The organism is Rhodococcus sp. APC 3903 (assembly GCF_030407755.1).
GTDB lineage: Bacteria > Actinomycetota > Actinomycetes > Mycobacteriales > Mycobacteriaceae > Rhodococcus_F > Rhodococcus_F erythropolis.
In genome coordinates, this window is record NZ_JASDCV010000001.1 from 254,093 (window position 1) to 280,583 (window position 26,491).

Below are 26,491 nucleotides of genomic sequence, written 5' to 3' on the forward strand. Positions count from 1 at the left end.
TCGGACTCAGTTAACAAAACGGACTTCGAACATCTGCGGCCAATACTTGCCGGTGAGCAGGAATCGATCGGTACCGGGAATCTGCGCGATGCCGTTGAGAACGTCGACGGTGCTGGTCGATCCATCCGTGACGAGTTCTTCGCGTAGCGCCGATGCGTCGTACACGTTCGTGACGGTGCCGTCCGACGGGTCGATTCGGACGACGGTGTCGGTGGTCCAGACATTGGCGTAGACGGAGCCGTCTTCGGCGCATTCCAATTCGTTCAGCTTGCCGACGGACTCCGAAGATCTGGTGACGTCGACTGTCGAGATCGGCGCAAAGGTTTCGGGATCGCGAAAGGTCAACGTGGCCGAACCGTCGCTGGAGACCAGCCGATCCCCGAGCGAACAGATTCCCCATCCCTCGGTGTCGAGTGGGGACCGCCCACGTTCGGTCAAGGTGTCCTTGTCACGGGCGATGGCGACGCCGTCTTTCCAGGTGAGTTGCCACAGTGTGTCTCCGGCGACCGTGATGCCCTCACCGAACAACGGCGGGTCGAGATCTGCACGCGCAACTTCCGGTCCCGAAGCGGGGGACTGCTCGTCGGAGATCTCGCTCGAGCGCACCCAGGACTGCCCGACGCGTCCGGTGCTTTCGTACAACCGGTTTCCGTCGATCTCGAGGCCCTGCGTGAACGCGTCGGGATCGTGCGCGGACACTCGAACGATCTCGACGGAGCCGGTTTCGGACGTGAGGTTGTCGGGAGCACCGGGGGAATCGGAGCACCCCGCCAGGGCCGACGCGATCACGGCGACCACTGCAAAAGTGCGCACGGAATTGGCGTGTGACCTACTCATCTGCCCAGCATGGCAGCCCAGTGCGTTGCGGACTTGCGGTGGTGCGGCAAACTGGAGGAGTGAGTGTTGCTACTTCTCCAGAGCGTGCAGTGCCGCGCCCAGTACTGGCCGATGCGGTCGAGCTTGCCCGAACGGCAGTCGTCGACCTGCATGAAGGCGGTGTGGGGGCATACCTCGGCGTGACGTCGGAGGACGAATTTGCCGCCACCCATCGATTTGCAGCAGACATTCCCGGATACCGCGGTTGGCAGTGGGCGGTTGTCGTCGCTGCCGGACCGGAGGACACCCGCGCAACTGTCAGTGAGTTGGCGCTGCTGCCGGGTCCCGACGCGTTGGTTGCGCCGGAATGGCTGCCATGGGATCAGCGGATTCGTCCCGGCGATCTCTCCGTCGGTGACCTACTCGCCCCGCCGGCCGAGGATCCTCGGCTCGTTCCCGGCTACGTCGCCACCGGTGACCCGGAAGTCGACGAGGTAGCTCTCGAAATCGGGCTCGGCCGCAAACAGGTCATGAGCCTCGAGGGCCGACTCGATGCCGCGCAGCGTTGGTTCGACGGTGACTTCGGCCCGGAGTCGGAGATGGCCAAGGCTGCCCCGTCGACGTGTGGGCTGTGTGGATTCTTCCTTCCACTCGCAGGTTCGCTGCACGCAGCGTTCGGCGTGTGCGGCAACGAACTCTCCGCAGACGGCCGGGTGGTCAGCGTGTCCTACGGCTGTGGCGCACATTCGGACACCAGCTTGCCGCTCGGTGCGGGCTCGCCGCAGTTCGACGCATTCGACGACGGAGCAGTCGAGCTGATTGCGGTGCCCGCTCGCCCGTCGAGCGTTGTTGCAGTTGAGGATTCGGTATCCACCGAGTAGAAGATCCGTTCGGCACGGACGCACTCCGCGAGGCGACGCTGCGCGCGTGGTCGGAATCTCCGACGCGATTGCGTGAAGACGCGGCTGCGGAATCCGACCTCGCGAAGGCCGGGTACCGCGACCGCCTGCTCACCGAACTGGCGCAGAACGCTGCCGATGCAGCTGCACGCGAGGGCGTCGAGGGCTCTTTGTGGGTGGACGTGGACGGTCGGACGCTGACCGTCGCGAACACCGGCCGTCCGCTGGACGAATCCGGCGTTCACGCACTCACGGCGCTGCGTGCGTCGAACAAGGTCGACGCCGACGAAGGCGTGACGGGACGGTTCGGAGTCGGATTCTCGGCAGTTCTCTCGGTCAGTGACGAGGTGGAACTGCGCTCGTCGACGGGATCGATTCGATTCTCTGCCTCGCAAACTCTGCGCGAGATCGAGTCTCGCGAACTCCCCGTGCCGGAAACCGGTGTCCCCGTACTTCGTTTGGTGTGGCCGTCTGGCGAATTGCCGAGCGACGGTGCCGATTCGGAAGTGGTGCTGACGCTTCGGCCGGACGTCGATGCCGCGGCGCTGCTTTCGCAGATGACACGTGAGGCAGTCGACCTGCTTCTCGAACTCCCGGCTCTCGGATATATTCGTCTGGGCGAGAAGATCTTTCAGCGATCGGAACGAGTGTTGGAATCCGGTCTCGTCGAGATAGCTATCGGAGATCGCACGTGGTGGCAGTACTCGGCGCCGAACGCACGGTGGTTGGTGCCGGTCCGCGACGGGGTCGTCGAGCCGGTCGCAGACGACGTGCTGCGGGCGCCGACCCGATCCGACGAGGAACTGTCGATCCCCGCGATCATCATTGCCGACATTGCAATGCAACCCGATCGGCGACGCCTCATGCCCGCTGCACCGATCGCTCCGCTTGCCGAGGGGTACGCGAAGTTCCTTGCTGCACTACCTCCTCGGCAGCGAACGGCACTCGTCCCGATCCCTGCCTTTGCCCGCAGCGAAACCGATTCGCTTCTGCGCGAAGCGCTTCTGAAGGAGCTGCAGGAAAACGAGTGGCTTCCGGTGGTCGGTGAACCCGACCGCGCGCCGCAGCGAGCATCCGTGGTGCCCGGGCTCAGTGATGACCTTGCCGAGTTGCTCACCGACATCATCGGCGGCCTGGTTGTCCCCGAGCTCTCCGGCCCCAAGCACGAGCGAGCACTCGCGGCGGTGTCGACGCACCGCATCGGGCTCGCGCGCATCGCCGAACTGCTCAGCGGCTTGGAACGTGAACCGAAGTGGTGGAATCGACTCTATTCGGCTCTCGAGCCCTTGGTGATCGACACTCTTGCGGTGGAAGAGCTTGGAACACTGCCGGTTCCGCTCTCCGATGGACGAACGGTGACCGGACCGCGGACCGTCGTCGTCGGCGTCGAACTGGGCGAAGACGCACCGTCTGTGCAGTGGACGAGGTTGGTTCATCCTGTCGCGGCGCACCCGTTGCTGTCTCGATTGGGAGCACAGACCGCGAGTGCCACCGACCTGCTGTCCGATCCGGCACTGCGAGCCTTGATCGAAGATGCTGCGGATCAGGATGATTCGGTAGCGACGGAGTTGGCGCAAGTGGTGCTCGGATTGGCGGCCCACGTGGCGCCAGGGGCGCTGCCGTCGTGGATCGGTGAAGTGCTGCTTCCTGATTCGGAGGGCGAATTGCGTTCCGCCGACCAACTTCTGCTTCCGGGCGCTCCCCTTGCAAGCGTCCTGGTCGAGGATTCTCCTTTCGGCATCGTCGACGCTGATTTTGTTCAGCGGGTGGGGGAGCAGGCGCTACGGGTAGTCGGTGTCGGGTGGGGTTTCACGGTGGTCCGTGAGGAATTGCCGTCCGGCCCCGATCACGATCTCGACGCCGAAGACGCATGGTGGGACACCCTCGACGAGGACCCCGAATACATCGAAGCCGTGCGCGATCTCGATCTCGTGGACGAAGACCGCTGGCCGCAGGCGCTGTCGCTGCTGGTCGAGTCGCCGGCGACGCGGGCGCTGCTCACCGACCGTCGTGGATACACGGCGTGGTGGTTGCGTTCGAATGCCGAACTCGGCGGTGAGGTGCTTGGCTTGCTGCGCGCTCCAGGCGATCGCACCTTCGAGGGATTGCTCGATGCTGCCGAACACCCCGACGCCGGATTCTTCGCCGGATTGTTGGCATCCGATACCGTCGACGATCCGGAACTGGCTCAGCTGCTGCTCGATCGGCTTGCCGACCCACTACGGATGCCGGCCTCCGCCGTCGTCGCGCGGACGCACCGACTGCTGGGTGAGGCAGCGCAGCGACGGGTTCTCGACCTGGAGGAACTGCACCTGCCGCCGTTCGTGCGAGGCCTTTCCGGCGATCTGGTCGATCCCGGCGACGCCCTTGTTCTCGACCGACCGTGGCTGGGAGCGGCACTGCCTGCACAACGAGTGGTGCTCGGTAGCTTCGAGACAGCTGACGCACTGGCAGATCTGCTCGACGTCGCTACGGCGTCCACATCCGTTCACGGACGAGTGAGCAGCACCGGCGTTGTGACGACGTGGGCGAACGAACCACAGGCAGTTCTCGGCTTCGCAGCCCTCGGCCGTGAGGTTCCCGGCGGCGAGGTAGTGATCCATCACGAACTGTCGGTGGAACTGACAGGAGCGGTGGAGGCGACAGTGACCGTGCCGTGGTGGGTGGACTCGGACGGCGTTCATCACGTGATGCGCACGTGGACTCTGCCGCAAGGGATGTGAGGGCAGATGTCTTTTGATCAGTGGGTACTCGACAGTGCAGTGAGCCAGCGGACGGCGTGGCTCGTGGACGTGGTCGACGTCATCACCGACAGCGGCGGAACTCTCGCGTCGTGGCTGATCGCGACGCTGCTCACGATCGTGCTTCTGGTTCGGGGGCTCCGAACGGAAGCTCTGCTGATCGCCGGATCGATGTTGACCGGTCTGCTCGTGATGAGCGGATTGAAGCGCATCTTCACGCGAACCCGTCCACCCCTGCCGGAGCGTTTGATCGAAATCGATTCGTATTCGTTCCCGTCGGGCCACGCGATGATGAGCGCGATACTCGCGACTTCGGTTGCCGCAGTGATTCTTCGGCTTGCTTTGCCGAGGCTCGCGAAGATGGCAATGCTCGCGAGCCTCGGCCTGTACACGATCGCTGTCGGATTCTCCCGCGTCTACCTGGCTGCCCATTGGATGACCGATGTGCTGGCAGGCTGGGCGTTCGGGATGGTGTGGGCCGGAGTGTGGATCTGGGGAACTGCGCAGATCAGGAAGCGCCGGGCGCTGGTTACTTCGTGAGTTCGGCGAGTAGTTGGCTTGTCGCCCACGGCAAGCTCAGTGCGGAACTCGCGGTCAGGGCCGCACCGACCTGCGGGGCCTGATCGTCGTTGACGTAGACGACGCGATTGTTCTTGACCACGTCGAGTTGCTGGAAGCCCGGATTGTTTCGGACCGCCTGGGCGGCATCGGGATTACCGATGACAACGAGACGGTCCACGTCGAGGAGATCTAGTCGCTCGGTGGAGATGGGCGCGTAGAACTCACCGTTCATCAATGCCTCGACCGCGGGAGCAGGTTTGAATCCGAGACTGCCGAGGACCCGTCCGCGGGCGTCCTCGGAGGAGAAGGCGTAGAACTCCGGGGTCGTGTCGACGCTGATGATCACCGCGGTCTGGTCTGCAAATTCCGGGTGAGCGCTTCTGGCGTCGGCGAACTGCTTGTCGATATCGGCGACCAACTTCTCGCCGTCGGCTTCGCGACCCACTGCCTTCGCTGCGGTCTTCGTCGTGATCTGCCACGGAGTTGCGTAGTCGCCGTAGGCCGGATCCTTCGCGACGGTCGGGGCGATCGCGGAAAGTGTGGTGTACAGGTCTTTGTCGATGCTCGAGTAGAGCGCGAGGATCAAGTCGGGCTCGAGCGCAGCGATCTTTTCGACGCTGATCGTGGTTTCGGGATTGCTGCCGACGACGGTCGGTTCGGTTCCGCCCCAAGGGCCGGTGACCCACGGCCACGTGCGGTTGACGTCCGGCTCGCCCGGGTACTGATTGACCATTCCGACGGGCTTGATGCCCAAGGCCAGCAGAGCCTGCTCGTCGTTGTAACCGACGGTGACGATCCGTTGTGGTTCGGAATCGATCGTGGTGCTGCCGAAAGCGTGATCGATCGTGACGGGGAAGGCGCCGCCACCGGAACTCGACGAACTACTTGCTGCGTCGTCGTCCGAACTGCAGGAGACGAGTGCTGTGCCGACCAGGGCGACCAGGGCGACCAGAGCAACGGATGTCAGTCTCGTCCAACGTCCTCGGCTTTTCCAACGATTTCGGTGGGAGATCTTCACGGTTACGTGGTTCCTTTCAGCATTGACAAGCTAAGACCGACACTAGAGTGCAGGGTAGGCTTACCATACTTAAAGGGTGAATCGACCTGCTCAGTCGACCAGACCGGCGCCCTGTTGTGCGCCCTTGTCACCGCGCACAGCTGCGCGTCGTTGAATGGAGAACAGAGCGAGGCCGAGGAAGCCGACTCCGATACCCGCGTAACAGATCGGGAGTGCATCCGACCAACGATCGCCGCTCACCGCGACCACGATCGTGGCGACCACCCACAACGCGGTGCCGATGATCAGTGCCGGCGCGGGTGCGGACAATTTGCCGATCACGCCTGTTGTGTTGCGAGTCTCCGTCACAAAATTAACGCTACCCGTACCCCGGTGGCCTACTCTCCCTAGTGCGACCGGCTTCATGTGCGCCGGCACACGGCGACCTACAGCGATGGGGAAAGAACAAACATGGCGGCACCCGGCAAGATCCTCGACACCTATTTCAAGATCAGCGAACGAGGGTCGACGATCTCGACCGAGGTTCGCGGCGGTGTCGTCACCTTCGTGGCGATGGCCTACATCGTGGTCCTCAACCCCCTGATCCTCGGCAGTTTCTCGGCTGACGACGCTGCAGCGAAGACCGACGTTCTCGGCAACATCCTTCCGGTCAACCAGGTGGCTGCGGTCACCGCTCTGGTTGCCGGCCTGATGAGCATCGTCTTCGGTCTCGTTGCCAACTATCCGTTTGCCATCGCCGCGGGTCTCGGCATCAACAGCCTGCTCGCCGTCACCATCGCACCTCAGGTCACCTGGCCCGAGGCGATGGGCCTGGTGGTCATCGACGGTGTGATCATCGTTCTGTTGGCACTCACCGGTTTCCGAACTGCGGTGTTCAATGCGATTCCCTCGGCATTGAAGTCCGCGATCGCGGCCGGTATCGGCATGTTCATCGCCTTCATCGGACTGGTCGACGCCGGATTCGTCCGCCGCATCCCCGATGCCGCCGGTACGACGGTTCCCGTCGGACTCGGAATCAACGGCTCGATCGCTTCGTGGCCGACCGTGGTGTTCATCTTCGGTGTCCTGCTCATGGGTGTTCTGGTCGTGCGCAAGGTTCGTGGTGGACTGCTGATCGGCATCGTTGTCACGACGATCCTCGCTGCGATCATCGAGGCAGTTGCCGACGTCGGACCCTCGCTCGGAACCAACCCCAAGGGCTGGAACCTCAGCATCCCCGCGATCCCGGAGATGCTCGGTGGTATGCCTGATCTGAGCCTGGTCGGCGACGTCAGCATCTTCGGCGCGTTCACCCGCATCGGTGTTCTGGCCGCCAGCCTGCTTGTCTTCACCCTCGTGCTCGCGAATTTCTTCGACGCCATGGGCACGATGACGGGTCTCGGTAAGGAAGCCGGCCTGACCGACAAGGACGGAAACCTCCCCAACGTCGGTCGCGCGCTTGTCGTCGAAGGCGCGGGCGCGATCGTGGGCGGTGGCGCTTCGGCGTCGTCGAACACCGTGTTCGTGGAATCCGCGTCGGGTATCGCCGAAGGCGCCCGCACGGGCCTGGCAAATGTCGTGACCGGACTGCTCTTCCTCGTCGCGATGTTCCTGACGCCGCTCTACTCCGTCGTGCCGATCGAGGCAGCTGCGCCTGCCCTCGTCGTCGTCGGTGCGCTGATGATCGGACAGGTCCGAGACATCGATTTCACCAAGTTCTCGGTGGCTCTCCCGGCGTTCCTGACCATGATCGTCATGCCGTTCACCTACTCGATCGCCAACGGCATCGGTGTCGGCTTCATTTCATGGGTGGTCCTGCACGCTGCCAGCGGTGGTATCAAGAAGATCCACCCGTTGCTCTGGATCGTGGCGGCACTTTTTGTGGCCTACTTCACTGTCGGACCCATTACCGACGCCCTTACGTGAAATCAGGGTTGACCGGTATTCGATTACGTGAGCTACCGGCCAGCTCTTGACGTATTGTCTGACGCGTGACCACCGAAACTCGTGCGCTGGCCAGCGATCTTTCCCTGGCTGTAGTGCGTCTCACCAGGCATCTGCGCGGCCGCAGAGTCGACGCTCAGGTATCGCTGACGCAACTGTCCGCTTTGGCGAGCCTGGATCAGTACGGCCCGATGACCCCTGGCGTACTCGCAGCACGTGAGAAAGTTCAGCCGCCGTCGATGACGCGCGTTGTTGCTTCTCTCGCCGAGCTCGGTCTGGTCGAGCGCTCGCCGCATCCCACGGACGGTCGTCAGATCATCGTGAATCTCTCCGACGCCGGGCAGGCGTTGCTCGCGGACGAGACCCATGCGCGTGAGGCGTGGATGAACGAGCAGCTGGCCGGGCTGGGTGGCGAAGAACTCGCGACGCTGCGCGGTGCCGTCGGGATCATCACGGAGATGGTCAACAAGACGGAGTAGTTCCGCGAGTTATGCGGTCGCGTAGCTCCGCTACGCAGAGGTCGCGTAGCTCCGCTACATAGAGGTCGTTGCCCAAACGAATTACTCGAGGGGCAAGATGGTGGGGTGCCCCGAGACCCCGATTCCGGCATGTTTGCCGCGCTCCACAACCGCAACTACCGCCTTTGGGCTTCCGGACAGATTGTTTCTCTGGTCGGCACGTGGATGCAACGTATTGCCCAGGACTGGCTGGTACTGACGCTCTCGGACGGCAACGCGTTGGCGGTGGGCATCGTCATGGCCTTGCAGTTCGGTCCGACGCTGTTTCTGTCGGTGTGGGGTGGGGTGCTGGCCGATCGGTACGACAAGCGTCGGATCCTGATCTTCACGCAGTGGGCGAGTGCGGTATGCGCACTGGTGTTGGGTCTGTTGGACGTCGGTGGGCTCGTCGCGTTGTGGCACGTCTTCCTGATCGCCTTTGCCCTCGGCTGTGTCTCGGCGCTCGACGCACCGGTGCGTCAGTCGTTCACTATCGAGATGGTGGGCAAGGAACACCTGTCCAATGCCATCGCGCTCAACTCGATGACGTTCAACACGGCCCGCATCGTCGGTCCGGCCATCTCGGGTGTTTTGATCAACCTGATCGGAACTGGATGGGTGTTCCTGCTCAACGTCGCGACGTTCGGTGGGGTCCTCATCGCGCTGTACCTGATGAACAAGAAGGAGCTGATCCCGTCCGAACCGGCGCCGCGTACCAAGGGGCAGGTGCGCGACGGGTTCCGATATGTGTGGGGTCGCAAGGACCTTCGGGTGATCATGGTGTCCGTCTTCATGGTCTCGACGTTCGGCCTGAACTTCGCGATCAGCCTGGCGGTGATGGCGCGCAACACGTTCGGTCTCGAGGCCGACGGTTACGGACTGCTGTCCACGACGCTTGCTGTGGGAACCCTTGCAGGCGCTGCGTATGCCGCAAGGCGCAAGGAAGCGCCGCGGTTGCGGACGTTCCTCGGTGCCGCAGTGGCTTTCGGCGTGTTCGAGGTCGCGGTGGGATTGATGCCTACCTACGCGTTGGTGGCGCTGATGTTGATTCCCACGGGCGCACTGACGTTGACGTTCACGACGTCCGCGATGAACATCCTGCAGATGTCGGTCCCCTCCGAGATGCGTGGGCGGGTGATGGGCATCTACATGCTCAGTTTCCTCGGTGGCACACCGCTGGGAAGCCCGCTGCTTGGTTGGCTCGCCGACTCCGTGGATCCCCGTGCGCCCCTGATCGTGGGCGGAGTGATCTCGCTCGTCTCGGGCACAGTGGCCGGGGTGTACCTGCTACGTAGCGAAGGGCTGAAACTTCGTCTTGCGAGGCCGGAAGACGGTGGAAGGTTGCCGGTGTTCGTCCTGCGTCCGGTGATCGTGTGCGACGCGACCGAACAGGCAGTCGAGGCTAGCCGCGCGCCGTGACCTTCTCGCGCTTGGGAAACACCGTGTAGCTCAGGGCGATTGCTCCCCAGATTCCCAGCACCACTGTCAGCTTGCTGATCCATCCGTCGAGGGCTCCCGTGCGGGCGGGGTCGTCGACGAGGAAGATGGCCGCGCCGAGAAGTCCGCACGCGATGGCCCAGGCGATCGCGGCTTTGCCGAACTCGCGCCATTCGCGCAGTGCTCGCGCACTCCCGTACTTGGGTGGCGCGACGGGAGCCGGGCCGCCGGCGAATCGGTAGGCGAACCTGGCGTCGGCCCAGGAGATGAGACTGTGCCCGAACGCAACGGAGAAGCCGATGTAGGCCGCAGCGAGCCCGTGGGTGAAGTTCGCCTCGCCGCCGCCCCGAAGATCGAGGGCTGTGGCGACGAGCAGGACGACGTCGACCAGGGGTGCGCAGATGAGCAGTGCGGCACCCAGCGTCTTGCGGCGCAGCAGATAGCGGGCGGCGAGACCGGCGGCGATGAACACCCAGAACATGATTTCGCACGCGATGATCAGATGGACGATCATGACATCAGCTCATTTCTAGTACGACTGTGTTAGTGATCGAAAACTAGCACAACTGTGTTAGCTTTGTGAAGTGGTGAAACGAAGCAGCCCCGATGAGCGACGGGAAGAGATCGCCGAGGCTGTCTGGCGTGTGATCCGTCGCGATGGTGTGGCGAGCGCGAGCGTCCGGGCCGTCGCAGACGAGGCGAAGATGTCGACGGGGTCGCTACGCCACTTCTTCGCGACGCAGTCCGAACTGTTGCTGTTCGCGATGACGCTCGTGACCGTCCGGGTGGAGAAGAGGATTGCCGGCATCGACTTCGATCCCGACATCCGCCGCGCGATCCGCCAGTTCACCGATCAGTTCGTTCCCCTCGACGAAGATCGGCGTGAAGAAATGCAGGTCTGGGAGGCGTTTGCTGCTGCCGCCCAGACCGATTCGACGTTGACCGCAGTGCGTGACGAGACGGACCGGACGCTGTTCGAGCACTATCGAACATTTGTCGAGGCCGTACATGATGCAGGATTCCTGCAGCCGGACGCTTCGGTCGACATCGAGGCGATGAGGTTGCATGCGCTCGCCGACGGGCTCGCGTCGCACGGCGTCGACAATCCCGAGCGAACCAATCCGCAGGTGATCGGCCGGGTGCTCGACGCGCATTTCGCTACGCTGCTGCGCTAGGTCGGGAGTAGTGGTGGGGGGCTCGCGGTGCGTACGGCACGATAGACCCGTGGTTCACGTCATCGACATCTCAGATCCCGCCGACCCCCGGTTGGATGACTTTCGCGATCTCAACTCCTCGGATCGGCGCCCCGACCTGCCGGAGGGCAAGGGACTGGTCATCGCCGAAGGAGTATTCGTCACTCAGCGGCTGCTGACGTCGCGGTTCGAGCCGATCAGTCTTCTCGGCGTTGAACGACGGCTCCTGGAGCTCGCTGACGATCTCGACGGTGTGGACGTGCCGTTCTACCGTACGAGCGCCGAAGTGATGGCCGAGGTCGTCGGATTCCACCTGAACCGTGGCGTCCTCGCTGCAGCAGCGCGCCCGGCACCACTCGCGGTCTCGGACGTGCTGAAGGACGCAAAGACCGTCGTGGTCCTCGAAGGCGTCAACGATCACGAGAACCTCGGCTCGATGTTCCGCAACGCTGCAGGGCTCGGCGTGGACGCCGTTCTGTTCGGGAAGGGTTGTGCTGACCCGCTCTACCGGCGGTCGGTCCGTGTGTCGATGGGGCACGTGCTGCGAGTGCCCTTCGCGCATGTGGCAAAGTGGCCACACGACTTGGATGAGCTGCGTGGCAACGGTTTTCAGCTCATATCCTTGACTCCGAATCCGGAAGCGGTCACTTTGGCCGAAGCGATGACCGGGGAGAAGGTGGCGCTACTGCTGGGCGCCGAGGGGCCAGGTCTGACCGAACATGCGATGCGGGCCACCGACATTCGTGCCAAGATACCGATGGCACCTGGTACCGATTCGCTCAACGTCGCAACCGCAGCGGCTATGGCCTTCTACGAACGTGTCAGGACCGGCCGGTGACTCTGGACCGCACGCCCTGGTTCACCGGAATCGCGGTGTCGGTATTCGCCGCGATGCTCTCGACCAGCGCTGTCGCGGCGTTCTGCGTCGCGCTGGGCAACGTGAACGTGCTCCTGGCAGTTGTCGTCAATATCATTGCGGTAGGCGGACTTGCGCCGACCGTCTGGCGCTGGCGAGCCGTCCCCGTGTGGCGATGGGTGGTCTACGGCGCGGTAGTCGGCGTTCCGCTCGGGTGGATCGCAGCGATAGCCGCGTGACCGTGTGAGGCTGCTCGGCGCTACTTGAACCCGAAGTACCGGGCGAGGCGGCCACGCGGCTTGGTCGCGGGTGCGTCGTGGATCGGCGGCATGTTTTCGGGCATGGGTATCTCTGTCGGCGCCTGCTCGGGTACCGGTACGGGAGCTGGGGGCGCAGGTTTGGGTGCCTCGCCGGGGCGGTGAATCTTGAAGCCCCACAGGAGAATCTGCGTTGTGTCGAGTTCGTGTTCTCGCGGCGCGCCGGTGTATCGGAATCCCAGCCACTCGAGGTTGGCAGACTCCGCGAACTGTTGCGGGTGGAACGGAAGTGACTGCGGATCGGGCAGGATCCCGGGCGGGTAACGCAGGGGATGGTTGCCGGCCCAGAATTCCAGTTCCCACGTCTGCGGGATCCCCAGATTTTCGACGATGTCGATCGGGATGGCACTGAACGAGCGTCGTAGCTCGCCGTTCTCCCACAGTGCAAACGAACCCTGCGCGGTTTCGGGGACGGAGCTGATCAACAGCGTCGAGCCACCCTCGGCCGAAAGGTGCCAGGAATCAGGCAGTTTCGAGGGGACAAATGTGCTGAGTTCGGAGCTGCAGACGACGCTCACTCGGCCGTACGCGCCGACGAAGACGTAGCCGGGGCTCACCGTCGCGGCCATCGACAGCGGCTGAGGACCGAGAGACTCGAACTCCTTGTCCGGGTACAGCGACATGGCGATTTTCAGCGCCTCGGTCTGATCCGGCTGTGGGTACTTGCTCAATTCGGTGCGAGCGTCTGCGCCGCCCAGAAACCAGATCGTCGATACCCGTGCAGCCACCGGCAGCCCTCTCTCCTCAGCCTCGCTCGAAAGAAGAATACTTTCCTTCGGGGTCAGCGACCGCTGCTGCGGACCCCGAGGAGTACGTCGTCCCACGAGGGAAGAGCAGGCCGTCCGCGCTTGTCCTTGGTCTGCGTCTGCTGCGGAGCGGTTTTCGGGGTCACGTCCGGTGCAGGCTCGGGAACCTCTTCGTCGACGACTGTTTCCGGCTCGACAGCAATCGGCTCGGGCGCCACGATTCGTTCCGCCACCACCGTTCGCTCGGAAGCTGCTGTCCGCTCGGAAACTGCTGTCCGCTCGGAAACTGCTGCGGGCTCCGGCTCGATCTCCGCCACCGGTTCGACGTCGAATCGGGACAGTTCAAGCTGCTGCGGCTCGTTCGAAACCACCGGTACCAGGCCGCGGAGCGGGCGACCGAAGTCGGGATCGATCAAGTCGAATGCCGCGTCGTCGAGTGCGACGATCGTTCCGCCGTGCGCGTCGGGCTGGTAGCGCCAGTGTGCGGCGTTGGTGGTGCGGCCGGCCTGCCACTGCAACTGCGCGACCCACTGATTGTCCTCGTCGCGCCAGGCATCCCAGGTGGCCTCGTCGATGCTGTGGCCGCGGGCGCGGAATGCGTGGGTCACGATTTCGGAGAGGGTGGGAACCGTCGGGCCGTTGTCGCGCACCGGGTGTCCGCCCTGCGCCATTTCCGCGGCGCGGGAACGCTCGAGCAGAACGGGGTACGCAAAGCGCTCGACCTTGCTGATGGGGATCTTCGCTTCTTCGGCGACCTGCTCTACGGAAGCACCGGAACGAATGCGCGCCTGAATTTCGCGGGGACGGAGTTGGCTTTCCATTTCGATCTCAATCTGGCCGAGTCGAGCCACGTCTCCGCGGGAAGCAGCACGAAGTTTGTCATCGGCGGGAAGCCGGAATTTCTGGCCGGTTTCAGCATCTGCGCACACCACATGCGATCCATCGGGTTCAAGTCCGATCACTCGAAGCTCTCGCACATTGACCTCCTTATCGCGCCGGCTCGCGACTTTGCGCCGCGCTCAACTGTAATTCATTCGTGACCATGGACTCGGCAGGACACGCAGGGCGAGATGACCTCGGATCCGACCACCGGTGTGGTAGCTCACAAGGCCTGGCGCAAACGACGCTCGGCCCCCGACATCATGTCGGGGGCCGAGCGGTGAAGCAGTATGAAAATCAGCCGAGCTGAGAAACGACCCAGTCGATGCTCTTGGTGAGAGCGGTGACGTCATCGGGGTCGATGGCCGGGAACATGCCGACGCGCAGCTGGTTGCGGCCGAGCTTGCGGTACGGCTCGGTATCGACGATTCCGTTGGCGCGCAGGATCTTTGCCACCTCGGCAGCGTCGACGTCGTCGTTGAAGTCGATGGTGCCGACAACCTGCGAGCGGTGTGCCGGATCAGCGACGAACGGTGTTGCGAACTCGCTGGCCTCGGCCCAGTTGTACAGGCGCGAGGACGAATCCGCGGTGCGAGCGGTGGTCCAGTCGAGGCCGCCGTTGCTGTTCATCCACTCGATCTGGTTGGCGAAGAGCAACAGGGTGGCCAGGGCCGGGGTGTTGTACGTCTGATCCTTGGAGCTGTTGTCCACGGCGATGGGCAGTGAGAGGAAGTCAGGCGTCCAGCGGCCCGAATCCTTGATCTCCGCGACGCGCTCGAGGGCGGCCGGGCTCATCAGCGCGATCCACAGTCCGCCGTCTGCGGCGAAGCACTTCTGCGGAGCGAAGTAGTAGACGTCGGAATCGGCGAAGTTGACCGGAAGTCCACCGGCGCCCGAGGTGGCGTCGATGGCGATCAGTGCGTTCTCCGAACCCGCGGGGCGCGAGACGGGGATCGACACACCGGTGGAGGTCTCGTTGTGCGCCCAGCCGATGAGATCGACGGACGGGTCGGAGACCGGCACCGGTGCGCTGCCCGGATCGGCGGAAACGACGATCGGGTCACCGATGAACGGGTTGGCCTTGGCGACCGAAGCGAACTTGGAGCTGAATTCGCCGTTGGTCAGGTGCAGCGACTTCTCGCGGATGAGGCCGAATGCGGCCGCATCCCAGAACGCAGTGGTTCCGCCGTTGCCGAGGACGACCTCGTAGCCCTCGGGCAGTGAGAACAGATCGGCGAGGCCGGAACGAATGCTGGCCACAACGTTCTTGACCGGCTTCTGGCGATGGCTGGTGCCGAACACCGAAGCGCCCACCTCGACCAGGGACTGCAGCTGCTCGGGGCGAACCTTGGAAGGACCGCAGCCGAAGCGTCCGTCGGCGGGCTTGAGGTCGGCGGGGATGATCGGTGTGGAGGTCATCGCTTCTTTCTGTTCCTTCACTTGTGTTCTGTACTACCGTGATTGGCGAATTCGAGCGGGGTACTACGCGTGGCTGATCTGGTCCCAGCCCTCGACCGACTCCGGAGTACGGGGCGCCGGGCCGGTGTAGATGGCGGCCGGGCGTACCAGCTTACCGAGACGCTTCTGCTCGAGGATGTGTGCACACCAGCCGGCGGTGCGGCCACAGGTGAACATGGCAGGCATCATGTGCGCGGGAACCTCGGCGAAGTCGAGGATGACGGCGGCCCAGAACTCGACGTTGGTCTCGATCGCGCGATCGGGACGACGCTCACGCAGTTCTGCCAGTGCAGCCTGCTCGAGAGCTGCGGCAGCTTCGTAGCGGGGAGCGTTGAGGCGCTTCGCGGTAGCGCGAAGCACGCGAGCACGGGGATCTTCGGCGCGGTAGACGCGGTGTCCGAAGCCCATGAGCTTTTCCTTGCGGTCGAGGATTCCCTTGACCAGTGCGCGGGCGTCGCCGGTCTTCTCGGTCTCTTCGATCATCGGAAGAACGCGGGCCGGTGCGCCGCCGTGCAGCGGGCCGGACATCGCGCCGATGGCGCCGGAAAGCGAGGCAGCGACGTCGGCGCCGGTGGAGGCGATGACGCGGGCCGTGAAGGTGGAGGCGTTCATGCCGTGCTCGGCTGCCGAGACCCAGTACGCGTCGATTGCCTCGACGTGTGCCGGATCAGGCTCACCCTTCCAGCGAACCATGAAGCGCTCGGTGACCGTCTTGGCCTCGTCGATGCGGCTCTGTGGGACTGCAGGCTGGTAGATGCCGCGAGCGGACTGCGCGACGTACGACAGTGCCATGACGGATGCGCGGGCGAGCTGGTCGCGGGCGGTCTCGTCATCGATGTCGAGGAGCGGCTGGTATCCCCAGATTGGAGCCAGCATCGCCAGTCCGGCCTGGACGTCGACACGGACGTCGCCGGTGTGAATGGGGAGGGGGAAGGGCTCGGCCGGCGGGAGGCCGGGGCCGAAGCGGCCGTCGACGAGAAGGGCCCATACGTTGCCGAAGGTGACCCTCTGGCCGACCAGGTCTTCGATGTCGACTCCGCGGTAGCGCAGTGCGCCGCCGTCCTTGTCGGGTTCTGCGATATCGCTGGTGAAGGCGACGACGCCTTCGAGTCCGCTCACAAAATCGTCCGGTATTGCTGCGCTCGCTGCCATTCTCGTGGACTCTCCTCGTTCGAGTGCGCCAGGTCTACAGTCGCACTGCCTCAGCTTCAGTGACTGCGCCTCGGTGCTCGCAGGGATGAGCACGCACCGTGTTTTGTACTGCGCAATCGTCTCGTCCCGATTCGGTTGCTGTCGCTGGTGCGGCTCGCGGTCCGGGTCGGGTCTAGCCACGGCAAACTTTAGCGCGTGCCGCGTAGCCGTTGGCCAGTGAGTACCCGGGAGTAGCGTTCTCGGCTGTGTCGAATGAACGTCAGGACCCGCAGGCGGTGGACAACGAACTCGCGGCCATGCGTGTGGGCTATCCGCAAGCAGGCAGCGAATCGGAGTCCGTCGAGGACCGCATGAGTGCGGAATTGGATACCTCGGTCGTCGAGACCGGTTGGCTGCCCCTCATGCGTCAATGGCTTGTGGACGCCGTCGAAGCTGACGCGCCGGAGCCCAACGCCATGACTCTGTCGACGGTGGACGACGGTGGCCGTCCGGCGTCGCGGACCGTGCTCTGCAAAGGGCTCAGCGAAGACGGTGTCCTCTTCTTCACCAACTACGGATCCGACAAGGCTCGTCACCTCGACGCCCACCCGTACGCGTCGGCCAACTTCACGTGGCTGACCCTTGCCAGGCAGGTGACCGTCCGCGGCACCACCGAGCGCGTGAGTGCTCAACTGACGCAGGAGTATTGGCGAACCAGGCCTCGTGGATCGCAGCTCGGCGCGTGGGCGTCGTCGCAGTCTCGTCCGATCGACTCGCGTGCCGATCTCGACGAGCAACTGCGTGAGGTCGCCGCCCGATTCGGCGTGGACGGTGAGATTCCGGTGCCACCGAACTGGGGCGGGATTCTGATTCGGCCCGAGTCCGTCGAGTTCTGGCAAGGACGCGCGAACCGCATGCACAATCGAGTTCGCACGAGTCTGGTCGACGGACAGTGGTCCGCCGTCCGTCTCCAGCCGTGAGCCGGTTACTCGCGGACACGACTCCGCTCGAGAATCGCGACTATCGACGGCTGTGGACGGCCGGCATCGTCACCGTCATCGGCGCTCAGCTCAGTGTGGTCGCCGTACCGCAACAGGTGTACGAGATCACCCGAAGCTCGGCCTACGTCGGTCTGACGGGAATCTTCGGTCTGGTCCCGCTGGTCGTTTTCGGTCTGTGGGGCGGCGCACTGGCCGACGTCATGGATCGACGACGGCTGTTGATGATCACCTCGATCGGACTCGGTGTCACGTCGGTGCTGTTCTGGATCCAGGCTGCTCTGAACGTGAACAACGTGTGGTTGGTGCTCGGATTGTTCTCGGTTCAACAGGCGTTCTTCGCGGTGAACCAACCGACGCGAGCGGCGATCATCCCTCGGTTGATTCCGGGCAGGCAGTTACCTGCCGCGAACTCGCTGAACATGACTGTCGTGCAGTTCGGTGCAATAGCCGGCCCGCTACTGGCGGGTGTCCTCATACCGTCGGCCGGTCTGCAACTGCTGTACCTGCTCGACTCGATCTTTCTGATCGCCACGTTGTGGGCAGTATGGAAGCTCCCGGCGATTCCGCCGACCGGCACGTCTCGGCGGGCCGGGCTGAGCGAGGTCCTCGGCGGTTTCACGTATCTCGCGACGCAGAAGGTTCTGCTCGCGTCGTTCGTGGTGGACATCATCGCGATGGTGTTCGGGATGTCGCGAGCGCTGTTCCCGGAAATCGCACACGAATCCTTCGGTGACCCCGCCAGCGGCGGTTTTGCGCTCGGACTGCTGTTCGCAGCGATGTCGGTGGGAGCCGTTCTGGGCGGAGTGTTCTCGGGTTGGTTGCCACGGGTTCAGTACCAGGGGCGGGCCGTGCTGGTCTGCATCGCGCTGTGGGGGCTGTCCATGGTCGGCTTCGGCGTAGCGGTGTACTTCGCGAGTCCCGGTTCCAGTGTGATTCTGCTCTGGGTGGCGGTTGCATTCCTGGCATTCGGCGGCGCCGTCGACATGGTCTCGGCCGCATTCCGCAGCACGATGCTTCAGCAAGTGGCAACCGATGACATGCGCGGACGACTGCAGGGCGTGTTCATCGTGGTCGTGGCAGGTGGTCCGCGCATCGGTGACGTCCTGCACGGCGGTGCGGCGTTCCTGTTCGGGACCGGTGTCGCGGCAGCGGGCGGCGGCTTCCTGGTGATTGTCGGTGTTGTCCTTTCTGCCCTCGCATTTCCGGCGTTCGTTCGCTACAAGGTGGGACGCGCCGTCTGACGTCCTGGTTAACCGGTCGCTCGTGGTGGAAACTGGTACGTATGACTGCGCCGCACAGCACGGGTAGGGGAGGGTTCGAGATCCGTGGTGGCGGCTATCGAGCCGAGATCGCCGCGGCCGGTGCCGGGTTGCGGCTTCTCGACCACGAAGGTCCGAACGGTCAGCGCGCGCTGACCGAGACCTGGGCGCTCGGATCGAAGCCACCGCTGTCGGCCGGATTGGTTCTCGCGCCGTGGCCCAACCGAATTCGCGACGGGCACTTCATGTTCGACGGCATCGAGCATCAACTCGAGATCACCGAACCTGCGCTGGGGAACGCGAGCCACGGGTTCGTCCGTCGTCGCAATTGGAGCCTCGTGGACCACACCTACGAGCGCGTCGAACTGTCGGTGGACGTCGGACTGCACAAGGGTTGGCCGTATCCGTTGCAGCTGACGATTGCCTATGAGGTCGGTGCCGACGGGTTGACCGTCACCCATACGGCCACGAACAAGGGTGCGACCTCGTCTCCGTTCGGGCTCGGAATGCACACTTTCATTCGCGCCGGCGACTTTCCGCTCGACGAATGTGCGCTGCATCTGGCCGCAGGCACGCGGTTGCCGATCGATCCGGCGAGGATGCTGCCGAACGCGTATTCGCAGGCAGTCGCCGGTACGGATTACGACTTCCGGACACCGAGACTGCTCGACGGGGTTCAGTTGGACACGCCGTACAGCGCATTGGACGTCGTCGACGGCAGTGGTCGGACGCAACACGAGCTGCTGGCTCCGGATGGAACGGGCACTGCCCTGTGGACCAACCGCGAGTTCCCGTGGATTCAGGCCTTCATCGCAGATCCCGCCAACGACAAGGGGTATCCCGATCGCGGCCGCGCATTGGCTTTGGAACCGATGACCTGCCCGCCTGACGCCTTCAATTCGGGCATCGACCTCCTGGTGCTGCACCCGGGTCAGACGTGGTCGGGTAGCTGGGGCATCAAGGCTCTGTGATCCGGCTCTCATACCGTGGGATCGTGTAACGCCGAGTAGGCATCAGCCGATAACGATCGGTTTTCGGTACCTCGTGTCAGTGCTCCGGACGGTCCGACATTGGTCCCATTCTCGGATTGCTGCCGAGATTTGCAGATCAATGTGGGTAAATGCGCGATTCCGTAGACTGGAGTACCGGTCATGCGAGTGGGAAAACCCAGCCTGGAACGTGTTTCAGTTTCGGTGGGTATGTCGGGTTCGTGAGTACCCGAAAAATAGCCGTGGAGCGACCCTCCTTCGGCACGATCTCTCCCGTGCGACTAGTTTCTAGTTGATCGCATGTAGTTACTCGTTGGTTCGAGCTTGAGAGGGATCCTTCGTGCCCGCTGACAATGACACAAAGCCCACGCTTACTTACCCCGGTGGTGAGTACACGATGTCCATTGCCAGGGCAACAGAGGGCAATGACGGCATCGAGCTGGGAAAGCTGCTGGCCACAACGGGGTACACCACCCTTGACCCCGGTTTTGTGAACACTGCATCCACCAGTTCTGCAATCACCTACATCGACGGTGAGAAGGGAATCCTGCGTTACCGCGGATATCCCATCGAGCAGTTGGCAGGTAAGTCGACGTTCATCGAGGTCAGCTACCTGCTGATCTACGGCGAACTGCCGACCGACGCCCAGCTCGAGTCCTTCACGGACCGCATTCGTCGACACACCTTGCTTCACGAGGACCTCAAGCGGTTCTTCGACGGATTCCCGCGCAACGCTCACCCGATGCCGGTTCTCTCGTCCGCAGTGAACGCACTGTCGGCGTACTACCAGGATTCGCTCGATCCCGAGGATCCGGAGCAGGTGGAACTGTCCACCATCCGTCTTCTTGCGAAGCTGCCGACCATCGCTGCGTACGCGTACAAGAAGTCCGTCGGACAGCCGTTCCTGTACCCGGACAACTCGTTGAACCTGGTCGAGAACTTCATGCGTATGACATTCGGCTTCCCGGCCGAGCCGTACCAGGGTGATCCCGAGGTCGCCAAGGCACTCGACATGCTGCTGATCCTGCACGCAGACCACGAGCAGAACTGCTCCACGTCGACCGTGCGCATGGTCGGCTCGTCGGACGCCAACCTGTTCACCTCCGTCTCTGCCGGCATCAACGCACTGTGGGGCCCGCTGCACGGTGGCGCGAACCAGGCAGTGCTCGAGATGCTCGACGAGATCAAGGCCAGCGGCAGCACCGCAGCCGAGTTCGTCCGCAAGGTCAAGAACAAGGAAGACGGCGTGAAGCTCATGGGCTTCGGGCACCGCGTCTACCGCAACTACGATCCGCGCGCTGCGCTGGTCCGCGAAACCGCGCACACCATCCTCGCCAAGCTCGGCGGCGACGACGAACTGCTCAACATCGCAATGCAACTCGAAGAGGCCGCCCTCACGGACGACTACTTCATCGAGCGCAAGCTCTACCCGAACGTCGACTTCTACACCGGCCTCATCTACCGCGCGATGGGCTTCCCGCCGCGCATGTTCACGGTGCTGTTCGCCATGGGCCGTCTGCCCGGCTGGATTGCGCACTGGCGTGAAATGCACGAGGATCCGGCTACGAAGATCGGCCGCCCGCGCCAGATCTACACCGGCTACACCGAGCGTGACTATCGGGATATCACCACCCGCTAGCCCCTGCCCACAATTTTCGCCTCAACGAGGAGGACCCATGAGTAGCAAGCCCGTAATCGAGTTCCAGGAAGGCCCCGCGCCGACCGATCTGGTCATCAAGGATCTGGTTGTCGGAGAAGGCGCCGAAGCCGTTCCCGGTGGCACCGTCGACGTTCACTACGTCGGTGTCGAGTTCGAGTCCGGTGAAGAGTTCGACTCTTCCTGGAGCCGTGGCGAGTCCATTCAGTTCCCGCTTCGTGGCCTGATCAAGGGTTGGCAGGACGGCATCCCGGGCATGAAGGTCGGCGGACGTCGCCAGCTCACCATTCCGCCGGAGTTGGCATACGGCCCCGCCGGTGCAGGGCACCAGCTTTCCGGCAAGACCTTGGTCTTCGTGATCGACCTGCTGGAAGCCAAGTAATTCACTGTGCGCCTTTATTAACCCCCCGCGGTTAATAAAGGCGCACAGCACAAGCAGCCCCGCACCGTCAGGTGTGGGGCTTTCTTGTGTGGTCAGCTCGCGGTCTTTCGTCGGTAGAGCCAGTTCGACCACACGAATCCCGCGGCGGCGATGCCCAGACACCACGCGAGGGCGATGGCCGCGCTGTTCCCGATCGGCGTGCCCATCAGGAGTCCGCGCACCGTCTCGATGATCGGGGTTACCGGTTGGTGCCGGGCAAATCCCTGCAGCCATGACGGCATGGTCTCAGCCGGTACGAAAGCAGTGCTGACGTAGGGCAGGAACATGATGGCGAAGGTGAATCCGCTTGCAGCCTCCGGGTTCTTGGCCAAGAGCCCCAAAGCTGTCGAGAGGTACGACATGGCAAAGACGAAGGCGACGATCACAGCGGCGACGCCGAGCCAGCGCAACGGATCGCTGGTCGGGCGAAATCCCATGATCAGCGCAACGACGACCACGATCGCCGTAGTCAGGACGTTGCGGACGACGCTGGCCAGTACATGACCGGTCAGGACCGACGACGGAGAGATCGCCAGGGTCCGAAAACGGTCGATGATCCCGTCCTTCATGTCGCTCGAGACGCTGACCGCGGTGGTCGAGGCGCCGAATCCGGCGCACAGAAGGATGATTCCTGGCACGACGTAGTCGATGTACTCGCTACCGGTGTTGATGGCGCCGCCGAAGACGTAGACGAACAGCAGCATGAGCATGACCGGAAGAGCTATCGCGGTGATCATCGAATCCGGACTGCGCAGAACGTGTTTGAGATTCCGGCGGAGCATCACCGCGGAATCGATTGCAATGGTGGAGGTCATCGAACGCTCGCAATCTCGGGTTGGCCTGATCCGGTGAGCGCGAAGAACACGTCGTCCAGATCCGGAGTGTGAACGGAGAACTTCTCGACGGTGATCGACGGATCGTCGATCGAGTCAAGGATGGCTTTGATCGACGGAACCGCCCCGTCGGAAGGGATGTGCAGGGTCAAGGTCTCGGCATTCGAATGCGCCTGCGGCAGTGATGCCGCGGCGAGTTCGAGTTGAGCCAGGTTCTCGAATTGCAGAGCGACATGGCCGCCGGGAACAAGGTGTTTGAGTTCGTCCGGTGTTCCCTCGGCGACGAGGCGACCGCCGCTCAGCACGCCGACTGTATCGGCCAATTCGTCTGCCTCGTCGAGGTATTGGGTGGTGAGGAAGATGGTGACGCCTGACGCTGTGAGTCCTCGAACGATCGACCACATTTCGTGGCGGCTCCGCGGGTCCAGGCCGGTGGTGGGTTCGTCGAGAAAGACGACGTCCGGTCGGGCGACGAGGCTCATTGCGATGTCGAGTCGTCTGAGCATGCCGCCCGAGTAGTCGCCGGCGCGTTTGTCGCCGAAGTCCGTCAAATCGAACTGGTCGAGCAATTCCTCGGCACGGCGACGGGAGTTCTTCCGGCCCAGGTGATTCAGTTCGCCCAGTAGGGTCAGGTTCTCGAATCCGGTCAGCAAGGTGTCGACGGCTGCGTACTGCCCCGTCACGCTGATGCGCCGCCGAACGTTCTGTGGATCTCCGGGCAGTGAATGCCCCGCGACCGTGACCTCGCCTCCGTCGAAGGGGATGAGGGTGGTGAGAATTCTTACGGCCGTGGTCTTTCCGGCGCCGTTCGCGCCGAGGAGTGCGTACACCGATCCGGCCGGGACCGACAGGTCGAGTCCACCCAGTACTTGTTGATCGCCGTAGCGCTTACGGAGTCCGCGGACCGAGATTGCTGGGATCGTTCCTGACATCGAGACCTCCAAGTAAGAACTGTGTATGTTATAAACTCGTGTTTATAGCGTACACAGTTCTAGGATGATGGCAAGAGTGAAGAGTGGGAGCTTATGGATCGCGGAGCGCTACCGAGAGCAGTTGAACTGGCCTGGGGACTGGACCAGCCGGGAACGCGGGGTCCCAAGAAGGGGCTCAGTCTCGAGCAAATTCTCGACACCGCGATCGAGTTGGCCGACGCGGAAGGTGTCACGGCTCTGTCGATGGGCCGCGTGGCCAAAGCGCTCGGGTTCACGACCATGTCGCTCTACCGCTACGTGGCAAGCAAAGACGAACTGATCGAACTGATTTCGGATCGGGTGATCGGGCCACCGCCGGTGATTCCCGACGGCGTGACCTGGCGCGTCAAGCTCGAGGCGTGGGCGAATCAGGAGTATGCCACGATGCTGAGTCGACCGTGGTGGCTCAAGCTGCCCATCACGGCTCCACCGACCGGGCCCAACAACATGGCGTGGCTCGACGCGGGTCTGAGCGCCCTCGACGGTGTCGCTCTGAGTGCCGCGTCGAAGTTCCAGGTGGTGACCAACGTGTCGTTGTTCGTCATCGGCCGCGCCCGATTCTCGGCTGACCTGGCTACTCGTTCAGCGCAGTCGGAAGATGACGACGTCGCATACGGTGCTCTCATTGCTCGTGTCATCAATCGGGAGGAATTCCCCCACCTGAGTGCCGCAATCGAGGAGGGCGGCTTCGAGGACGGCAGCCCGGAGGGTGAGGCCGCCGGCGACGATGCCTTCGATTTCAGTTTCTCGCTTGGCTTACTGCTCGACGGAATCGAGAAGCTGGTGCAGCGGTCAGGACACCAGCGCGGTGGCACTGACGTCGTCGATGATCAGGTCGGTGATCAGCCCGCCCCGTAGTGCGCCCTCCAGTGCGGGCAGTTTTGCTGTTCCGGCGACGATGCACACGCGCCTGGCGACCTTCTCGAAAAGGTCCAGTCGTGGGCCGCTCGCGCGCTCGTTGAGTTCGATTCCGCGGTAGCTCCCGTCTGACCGGAAGAACACGGTTGCGATGTCGCCGACTACTCCGTCGCGTCGAAGTGCTTCTGCTTCATCGGGTTCGAGGTATCCGGCGGTGTAGACGTGACTCGGCACGTTGCCGCCCGGTACGCCGATGCTGAAGACTGCCAGGTCCATTCGCTTTTGCATGTCCAGTACGCGTTTGATACTTCGTTCGCGCCACAACTGCTCCCGGGTCTCCGGGTAGTCGAAGAATGCGGGGACCGGAAATCCTTGGGGGAGAGCGCCGTAGGCGTCGGCGATGGTTCTGATGATGTCGCTGGCGTACGAGATTCCGGTGGTGCGAGTGTTCGCTGCGCCGTTGAGTTGCACGACGTACGAGTTGTACGTGCGTTTGGGGGCAAGGTGCTTGCTGACTTCACTGAGAGTGGTTCCCCAGGCGATCCCCATCACCATGTCGCTGTCGAAGAACGACGCGAGCAGGCGACCGGCAAAGGTTGCGACCTTCTCGAGTCGCTCGAGATCGCCCACCAGTTCCGGCACCGTCACCACGTGGGCACGCACTCCGTACCGTTCCGAGAACTCGCGTTCGATGCGAGGAGCCTGGCCGTGCGGGGTGCTGATCTTGATCTCGACGAGGCCTGAGGTGCGCGCGTAGGTGATCAATCGGGAGACGGTGGATCGGGACACCCCCATGTCGCGGCCGATGGCAGCCATGGTCTGGTCCTGGAAGTAATAGAGGCGTGCGGCCTGAACGGCGTCGGCGATGCGAGGGTCCGCCGGATCGGAGGTAGCGGAGTCGGAAGTGGGAGTTTCCATGGGTTCGTCCTGTCTGCACGTACGTGCAAGAGCACTGAACCGAATCTTATCCGAGTAGAACCAGGTTGAGCCGCTCGATCGCGCAAAGTCCCAGAAGTGTGTCTGTTACCCGCGTTACGGTGCGCAAATGACGCATTTGCACATATGTGCACGAGCTATGCGTGAATGTGCAATGGGCTTTACGCTACGGGTGCAGCAATCCAAACTATGACATGCATCACAACGAAGTGAGGGTGGGGATGGAGAAAGCCAAGCGATTGGGGCTTCCAGGCGAGTTGGCAGCCGAGTTCGCCGGAACGATGATCTTGATCTTGTTCGGCGTCGGAGTTGTGGCGCAGGTTGTGTCCGGCGGGAGCGGTGGGGGTCTCGGCGGACACGACAGTATTGCGTGGGCCTGGGGACTCGGCGTCATGTTCGGCATCTATGTCGCAGGCCGGGTGACGGGTGCTCATCTGAACCCCGCAGTGACCTTCGCCTTCGCGATCTTCCGGGGTTCTCCTGGCGCAAGGTGCTGCCGTACACCCTGGCGCAGACCGCTGGAGCCTTTGTCGCGGCGTTGATCGTCCGGTGGAATTACAACGACATGCTCAATGCGATCGATCCCGGACACACAACCGCCACCCAGACGATCTTCTCGACGATGCCCGGAAACGGAACGCTTCCGGTCAGTCTCGGCTCGGCTCTGATCGATCAGATCATCGGCACCGCCATCTTGTTGTTCCTCATCGTTGCAGTCACCGATTCTCGTGGAACTCCGCCGCTCGCGAATCTCGCGCCGTTTGTCGTCGGATTGATCGTGGTGGGAATCGGATTCGCCTGGGCGACCAACGCGGGGTACGCCATCAACCCGGCGCGCGACTTCGGGCCACGACTGGCGTCCTTCATCACCGGCTACGGCAGCGCCTGGCGAGATCAGTACGGGAGCTTGTACTTCTGGGTGCCCATCGTGGGACCCCTGATCGGCGCTCCGATCGGAGTGTTCCTCTACGACAAGCTGGTTGGAAGATTCCTGCCTGACGAGGAGTCGGCGGAGGAAGCGACCGAAGAGCCGGCGTCGATACCGGCGTGACCGCGAAACATTATCTCTGACAGTCAATCTCTCGTACTTTCTT

General features: G+C 63.3%; 26 protein-coding genes and 1 pseudogene. 16 read left to right on the top strand and 11 right to left on the bottom strand.

Translation table 11 applies throughout. The annotated features are described in order from the left end of the window. Positions 1-6: 6 nt before the first annotated feature. Positions 7-837, bottom strand: coding sequence for a glutaminyl-peptide cyclotransferase (locus QMA15_RS01245; RefSeq protein WP_279163605.1), 831 nt, complete (start codon positions 835-837; stop codon positions 7-9). Between the two features lie 38 nt (positions 838-875). Between QMA15_RS01245 and QMA15_RS01250 the strand changes: the two genes are divergently transcribed. From QMA15_RS01250 to QMA15_RS01260, 3 genes are all read left to right on the top strand, one after another. Continuing rightward, entirely contained in the window at positions 876-1,697 is an 822-nt protein-coding gene (locus QMA15_RS01250; protein ID WP_019744932.1) for a DUF3027 domain-containing protein, read from the top strand. A 68-nt stretch (positions 1,698-1,765) separates the two neighbouring features. Next, the gene (locus tag QMA15_RS01255; protein WP_133727950.1) at positions 1,766-4,438 is read left to right on the top strand and encodes an ATP-binding protein; all 2,673 of its coding nucleotides are present in this window, start codon (positions 1,766-1,768) and stop codon (positions 4,436-4,438) included. Positions 4,439-4,444: 6 nt separating this feature from the next. After that, positions 4,445-4,996 carry a phosphatase PAP2 family protein gene (locus QMA15_RS01260; RefSeq protein ID WP_020908797.1) on the top strand — a complete coding sequence of 184 codons (552 nt, stop codon included), beginning with the start codon at positions 4,445-4,447 and terminating at the stop codon, positions 4,994-4,996. Here QMA15_RS01260 and QMA15_RS01265 read toward each other — a convergent pair. Together QMA15_RS01265 and QMA15_RS01270 are read right to left on the bottom strand one after the other, a co-directional pair. After that, positions 4,986-6,035 carry an iron-siderophore ABC transporter substrate-binding protein gene (locus QMA15_RS01265; protein WP_279163606.1) on the bottom strand — a complete coding sequence of 350 codons (1,050 nt, stop codon included), beginning with the start codon at positions 6,033-6,035 and terminating at the stop codon, positions 4,986-4,988. The genes QMA15_RS01260 and QMA15_RS01265 overlap by 11 nt on opposite strands. A 90-nt stretch (positions 6,036-6,125) precedes the next feature. Then, a complete protein-coding gene (locus tag QMA15_RS01270) occupies positions 6,126-6,383 on the bottom strand; it encodes a DUF2530 domain-containing protein (protein ID WP_020908795.1) in 258 nt (85 codons plus the stop codon). Between the two features lie 102 nt (positions 6,384-6,485). Here QMA15_RS01270 and QMA15_RS01275 point away from each other — a divergent pair, with 102 nt between their 5' ends. The 3 genes from QMA15_RS01275 (at position 6,486) to QMA15_RS01285 (ending at position 9,874) form a co-directional block, all read left to right on the top strand. After that, positions 6,486-7,940, top strand: a complete 1,455-nt coding sequence (locus tag QMA15_RS01275; protein ID WP_020970489.1) for an NCS2 family permease — start codon at positions 6,486-6,488, stop codon at positions 7,938-7,940. 65 nt (positions 7,941-8,005) lie between these two features. Next, positions 8,006-8,437 (top strand): MarR family transcriptional regulator, encoded by a 432-nt coding sequence (locus QMA15_RS01280; protein WP_019744926.1) that lies wholly within the window; start codon positions 8,006-8,008, stop codon positions 8,435-8,437. A 129-nt stretch (positions 8,438-8,566) separates the two neighbouring features. After that, positions 8,567-9,874 (top strand): MFS transporter, encoded by a 1,308-nt coding sequence (locus QMA15_RS01285; protein ID WP_007733487.1) that lies wholly within the window; start codon positions 8,567-8,569, stop codon positions 9,872-9,874. On the opposite strand, the gene QMA15_RS01290 is transcribed toward QMA15_RS01285, so the two are convergent. Further along, a complete protein-coding gene (locus QMA15_RS01290; RefSeq protein WP_019744924.1) occupies positions 9,858-10,406 on the bottom strand; it encodes a hypothetical protein in 549 nt (182 codons plus the stop codon). The genes QMA15_RS01285 and QMA15_RS01290 overlap by 17 nt on opposite strands. A gap of 70 nt (positions 10,407-10,476) precedes the next feature. Between QMA15_RS01290 and QMA15_RS01295 the strand changes: the two genes are divergently transcribed. The 3 genes from QMA15_RS01295 to QMA15_RS01305 are packed head-to-tail and all read left to right on the top strand — an operon-like array spanning position 10,477 to position 12,180. Then, entirely contained in the window at positions 10,477-11,067 is a 591-nt protein-coding gene (locus QMA15_RS01295; protein ID WP_020908792.1) for a TetR family transcriptional regulator C-terminal domain-containing protein, read from the top strand. A gap of 49 nt (positions 11,068-11,116) precedes the next feature. Beyond that, positions 11,117-11,923 (top strand): RNA methyltransferase, encoded by an 807-nt coding sequence (locus QMA15_RS01300; protein WP_003939731.1) that lies wholly within the window; start codon positions 11,117-11,119, stop codon positions 11,921-11,923. Continuing rightward, positions 11,920-12,180: a DUF2537 domain-containing protein gene (locus tag QMA15_RS01305; protein ID WP_019744921.1), complete on the top strand. Its 261-nt coding sequence runs from the start codon at positions 11,920-11,922 to the stop codon at positions 12,178-12,180. Before QMA15_RS01300 ends, QMA15_RS01305 begins: the two co-directional genes overlap by 4 nt. Before the next feature lie 20 nt (positions 12,181-12,200). On the opposite strand, the gene QMA15_RS01310 is transcribed toward QMA15_RS01305, so the two are convergent. From QMA15_RS01310 to QMA15_RS01325, 4 genes are all read right to left on the bottom strand, one after another. Beyond that, positions 12,201-12,986 carry a hypothetical protein gene (locus tag QMA15_RS01310; protein ID WP_279163607.1) on the bottom strand — a complete coding sequence of 262 codons (786 nt, stop codon included), beginning with the start codon at positions 12,984-12,986 and terminating at the stop codon, positions 12,201-12,203. Between the two features lie 53 nt (positions 12,987-13,039). Further along, positions 13,040-13,981, bottom strand: a complete 942-nt coding sequence (gene sepH, locus QMA15_RS01315) for a septation protein SepH (protein ID WP_019744919.1) — start codon at positions 13,979-13,981, stop codon at positions 13,040-13,042. A 199-nt stretch (positions 13,982-14,180) separates the two neighbouring features. Then, positions 14,181-15,302 carry a phosphoserine transaminase gene (gene serC, locus QMA15_RS01320; RefSeq protein WP_279163692.1) on the bottom strand — a complete coding sequence of 374 codons (1,122 nt, stop codon included), beginning with the start codon at positions 15,300-15,302 and terminating at the stop codon, positions 14,181-14,183. A 63-nt stretch (positions 15,303-15,365) separates the two neighbouring features. Next, complete coding sequence (locus QMA15_RS01325; protein ID WP_003940025.1) at positions 15,366-16,493, bottom strand: citrate synthase 2; 1,128 nt, start codon at positions 16,491-16,493, stop codon at positions 15,366-15,368. 245 nt (positions 16,494-16,738) lie between these two features. Between QMA15_RS01325 and pdxH the strand changes: the two genes are divergently transcribed. The 5 genes from pdxH (at position 16,739) to QMA15_RS01350 (ending at position 21,760) form a co-directional block, all read left to right on the top strand. Then, entirely contained in the window at positions 16,739-17,452 is a 714-nt protein-coding gene (gene pdxH / locus QMA15_RS01330; protein WP_279163608.1) for a pyridoxamine 5'-phosphate oxidase, read from the top strand. Beyond that, the gene (locus tag QMA15_RS01335) at positions 17,449-18,714 is read left to right on the top strand and encodes an MFS transporter (RefSeq protein WP_019744915.1); all 1,266 of its coding nucleotides are present in this window, start codon (positions 17,449-17,451) and stop codon (positions 18,712-18,714) included. The genes pdxH and QMA15_RS01335 overlap by 4 nt, the downstream gene beginning before the upstream one ends. Before the next feature lie 41 nt (positions 18,715-18,755). Then, positions 18,756-19,703: an aldose 1-epimerase family protein gene (locus QMA15_RS01340; RefSeq protein WP_020970482.1), complete on the top strand. Its 948-nt coding sequence runs from the start codon at positions 18,756-18,758 to the stop codon at positions 19,701-19,703. Positions 19,704-20,061: 358 nt separating this feature from the next. Next, positions 20,062-21,360, top strand: coding sequence for a citrate synthase (locus QMA15_RS01345; RefSeq protein WP_020908786.1), 1,299 nt, complete (start codon positions 20,062-20,064; stop codon positions 21,358-21,360). A gap of 37 nt (positions 21,361-21,397) precedes the next feature. Further along, positions 21,398-21,760 (top strand): FKBP-type peptidyl-prolyl cis-trans isomerase, encoded by a 363-nt coding sequence (locus QMA15_RS01350; protein WP_019744913.1) that lies wholly within the window; start codon positions 21,398-21,400, stop codon positions 21,758-21,760. 92 nt (positions 21,761-21,852) lie between these two features. Here QMA15_RS01350 and QMA15_RS01355 read toward each other — a convergent pair whose 3' ends face one another. Both QMA15_RS01355 and QMA15_RS01360 read right to left on the bottom strand, forming a co-directional pair. Beyond that, positions 21,853-22,614, bottom strand: coding sequence for an ABC transporter permease (locus QMA15_RS01355; protein WP_019744912.1), 762 nt, complete (start codon positions 22,612-22,614; stop codon positions 21,853-21,855). Then, on the bottom strand, positions 22,611-23,564 hold the full coding sequence (locus QMA15_RS01360) for an ATP-binding cassette domain-containing protein (RefSeq protein WP_070385573.1): 954 nt from the start codon (positions 23,562-23,564) through the stop codon (positions 22,611-22,613). The genes QMA15_RS01355 and QMA15_RS01360 overlap by 4 nt, the downstream gene beginning before the upstream one ends. 93 nt (positions 23,565-23,657) lie before the next feature. Here QMA15_RS01360 and QMA15_RS01365 point away from each other — a divergent pair, with 93 nt between their 5' ends. Continuing rightward, complete coding sequence (locus QMA15_RS01365; RefSeq protein ID WP_019744910.1) at positions 23,658-24,461, top strand: TetR/AcrR family transcriptional regulator; 804 nt, start codon at positions 23,658-23,660, stop codon at positions 24,459-24,461. Here the strand turns inward: QMA15_RS01365 and QMA15_RS01370 are convergent. Beyond that, complete coding sequence (locus QMA15_RS01370) at positions 24,396-25,379, bottom strand: sugar-binding domain-containing protein (RefSeq protein ID WP_007733475.1); 984 nt, start codon at positions 25,377-25,379, stop codon at positions 24,396-24,398. The two genes, QMA15_RS01365 and QMA15_RS01370, sit on opposite strands and share 66 nt — an antisense overlap. A gap of 239 nt (positions 25,380-25,618) precedes the next feature. Between QMA15_RS01370 and QMA15_RS01375 the strand changes: the two are divergent. After that, positions 25,619-26,448 (top strand): annotated as a pseudogene (locus tag QMA15_RS01375) (MIP/aquaporin family protein). Positions 26,449-26,491 lie beyond the last annotated feature (43 nt).

Bases quoted from the DNA above. Each gene is read 5' to 3' on its own strand.
- QMA15_RS01245 (WP_279163605.1), bottom strand. From the start codon at position 837: ATGAGTAGGTCACACGCCAATTCCGTGCGCACTTTTGCAGTGGTCGCC.
- QMA15_RS01260 (WP_020908797.1), top strand. From the start codon at position 4,445: ATGTCTTTTGATCAGTGGGTACTCGACAGTGCAGTGAGCCAGCGGACG.
- QMA15_RS01275 (WP_020970489.1), top strand. From the start codon at position 6,486: ATGGCGGCACCCGGCAAGATCCTCGACACCTATTTCAAGATCAGCGAA.
- QMA15_RS01285 (WP_007733487.1), top strand. From the start codon at position 8,567: ATGTTTGCCGCGCTCCACAACCGCAACTACCGCCTTTGGGCTTCCGGA.
- QMA15_RS01290 (WP_019744924.1), bottom strand. From the start codon at position 10,406: ATGATCGTCCATCTGATCATCGCGTGCGAAATCATGTTCTGGGTGTTC.
- serC (WP_279163692.1), bottom strand. From the start codon at position 15,302: ATGACCTCCACACCGATCATCCCCGCCGACCTCAAGCCCGCCGACGGA.
- QMA15_RS01325 (WP_003940025.1), bottom strand. From the start codon at position 16,493: ATGGCAGCGAGCGCAGCAATACCGGACGATTTTGTGAGCGGACTCGAA.
- QMA15_RS01340 (WP_020970482.1), top strand. From the start codon at position 18,756: ATGACTGCGCCGCACAGCACGGGTAGGGGAGGGTTCGAGATCCGTGGT.
- QMA15_RS01350 (WP_019744913.1), top strand. From the start codon at position 21,398: ATGAGTAGCAAGCCCGTAATCGAGTTCCAGGAAGGCCCCGCGCCGACC.
- QMA15_RS01355 (WP_019744912.1), bottom strand. From the start codon at position 22,614: ATGACCTCCACCATTGCAATCGATTCCGCGGTGATGCTCCGCCGGAAT.
- QMA15_RS01360 (WP_070385573.1), bottom strand. From the start codon at position 23,564: ATGTCAGGAACGATCCCAGCAATCTCGGTCCGCGGACTCCGTAAGCGC.
- QMA15_RS01365 (WP_019744910.1), top strand. From the start codon at position 23,658: ATGGATCGCGGAGCGCTACCGAGAGCAGTTGAACTGGCCTGGGGACTG.
- QMA15_RS01370 (WP_007733475.1), bottom strand. From the start codon at position 25,379: ATGGAAACTCCCACTTCCGACTCCGCTACCTCCGATCCGGCGGACCCT.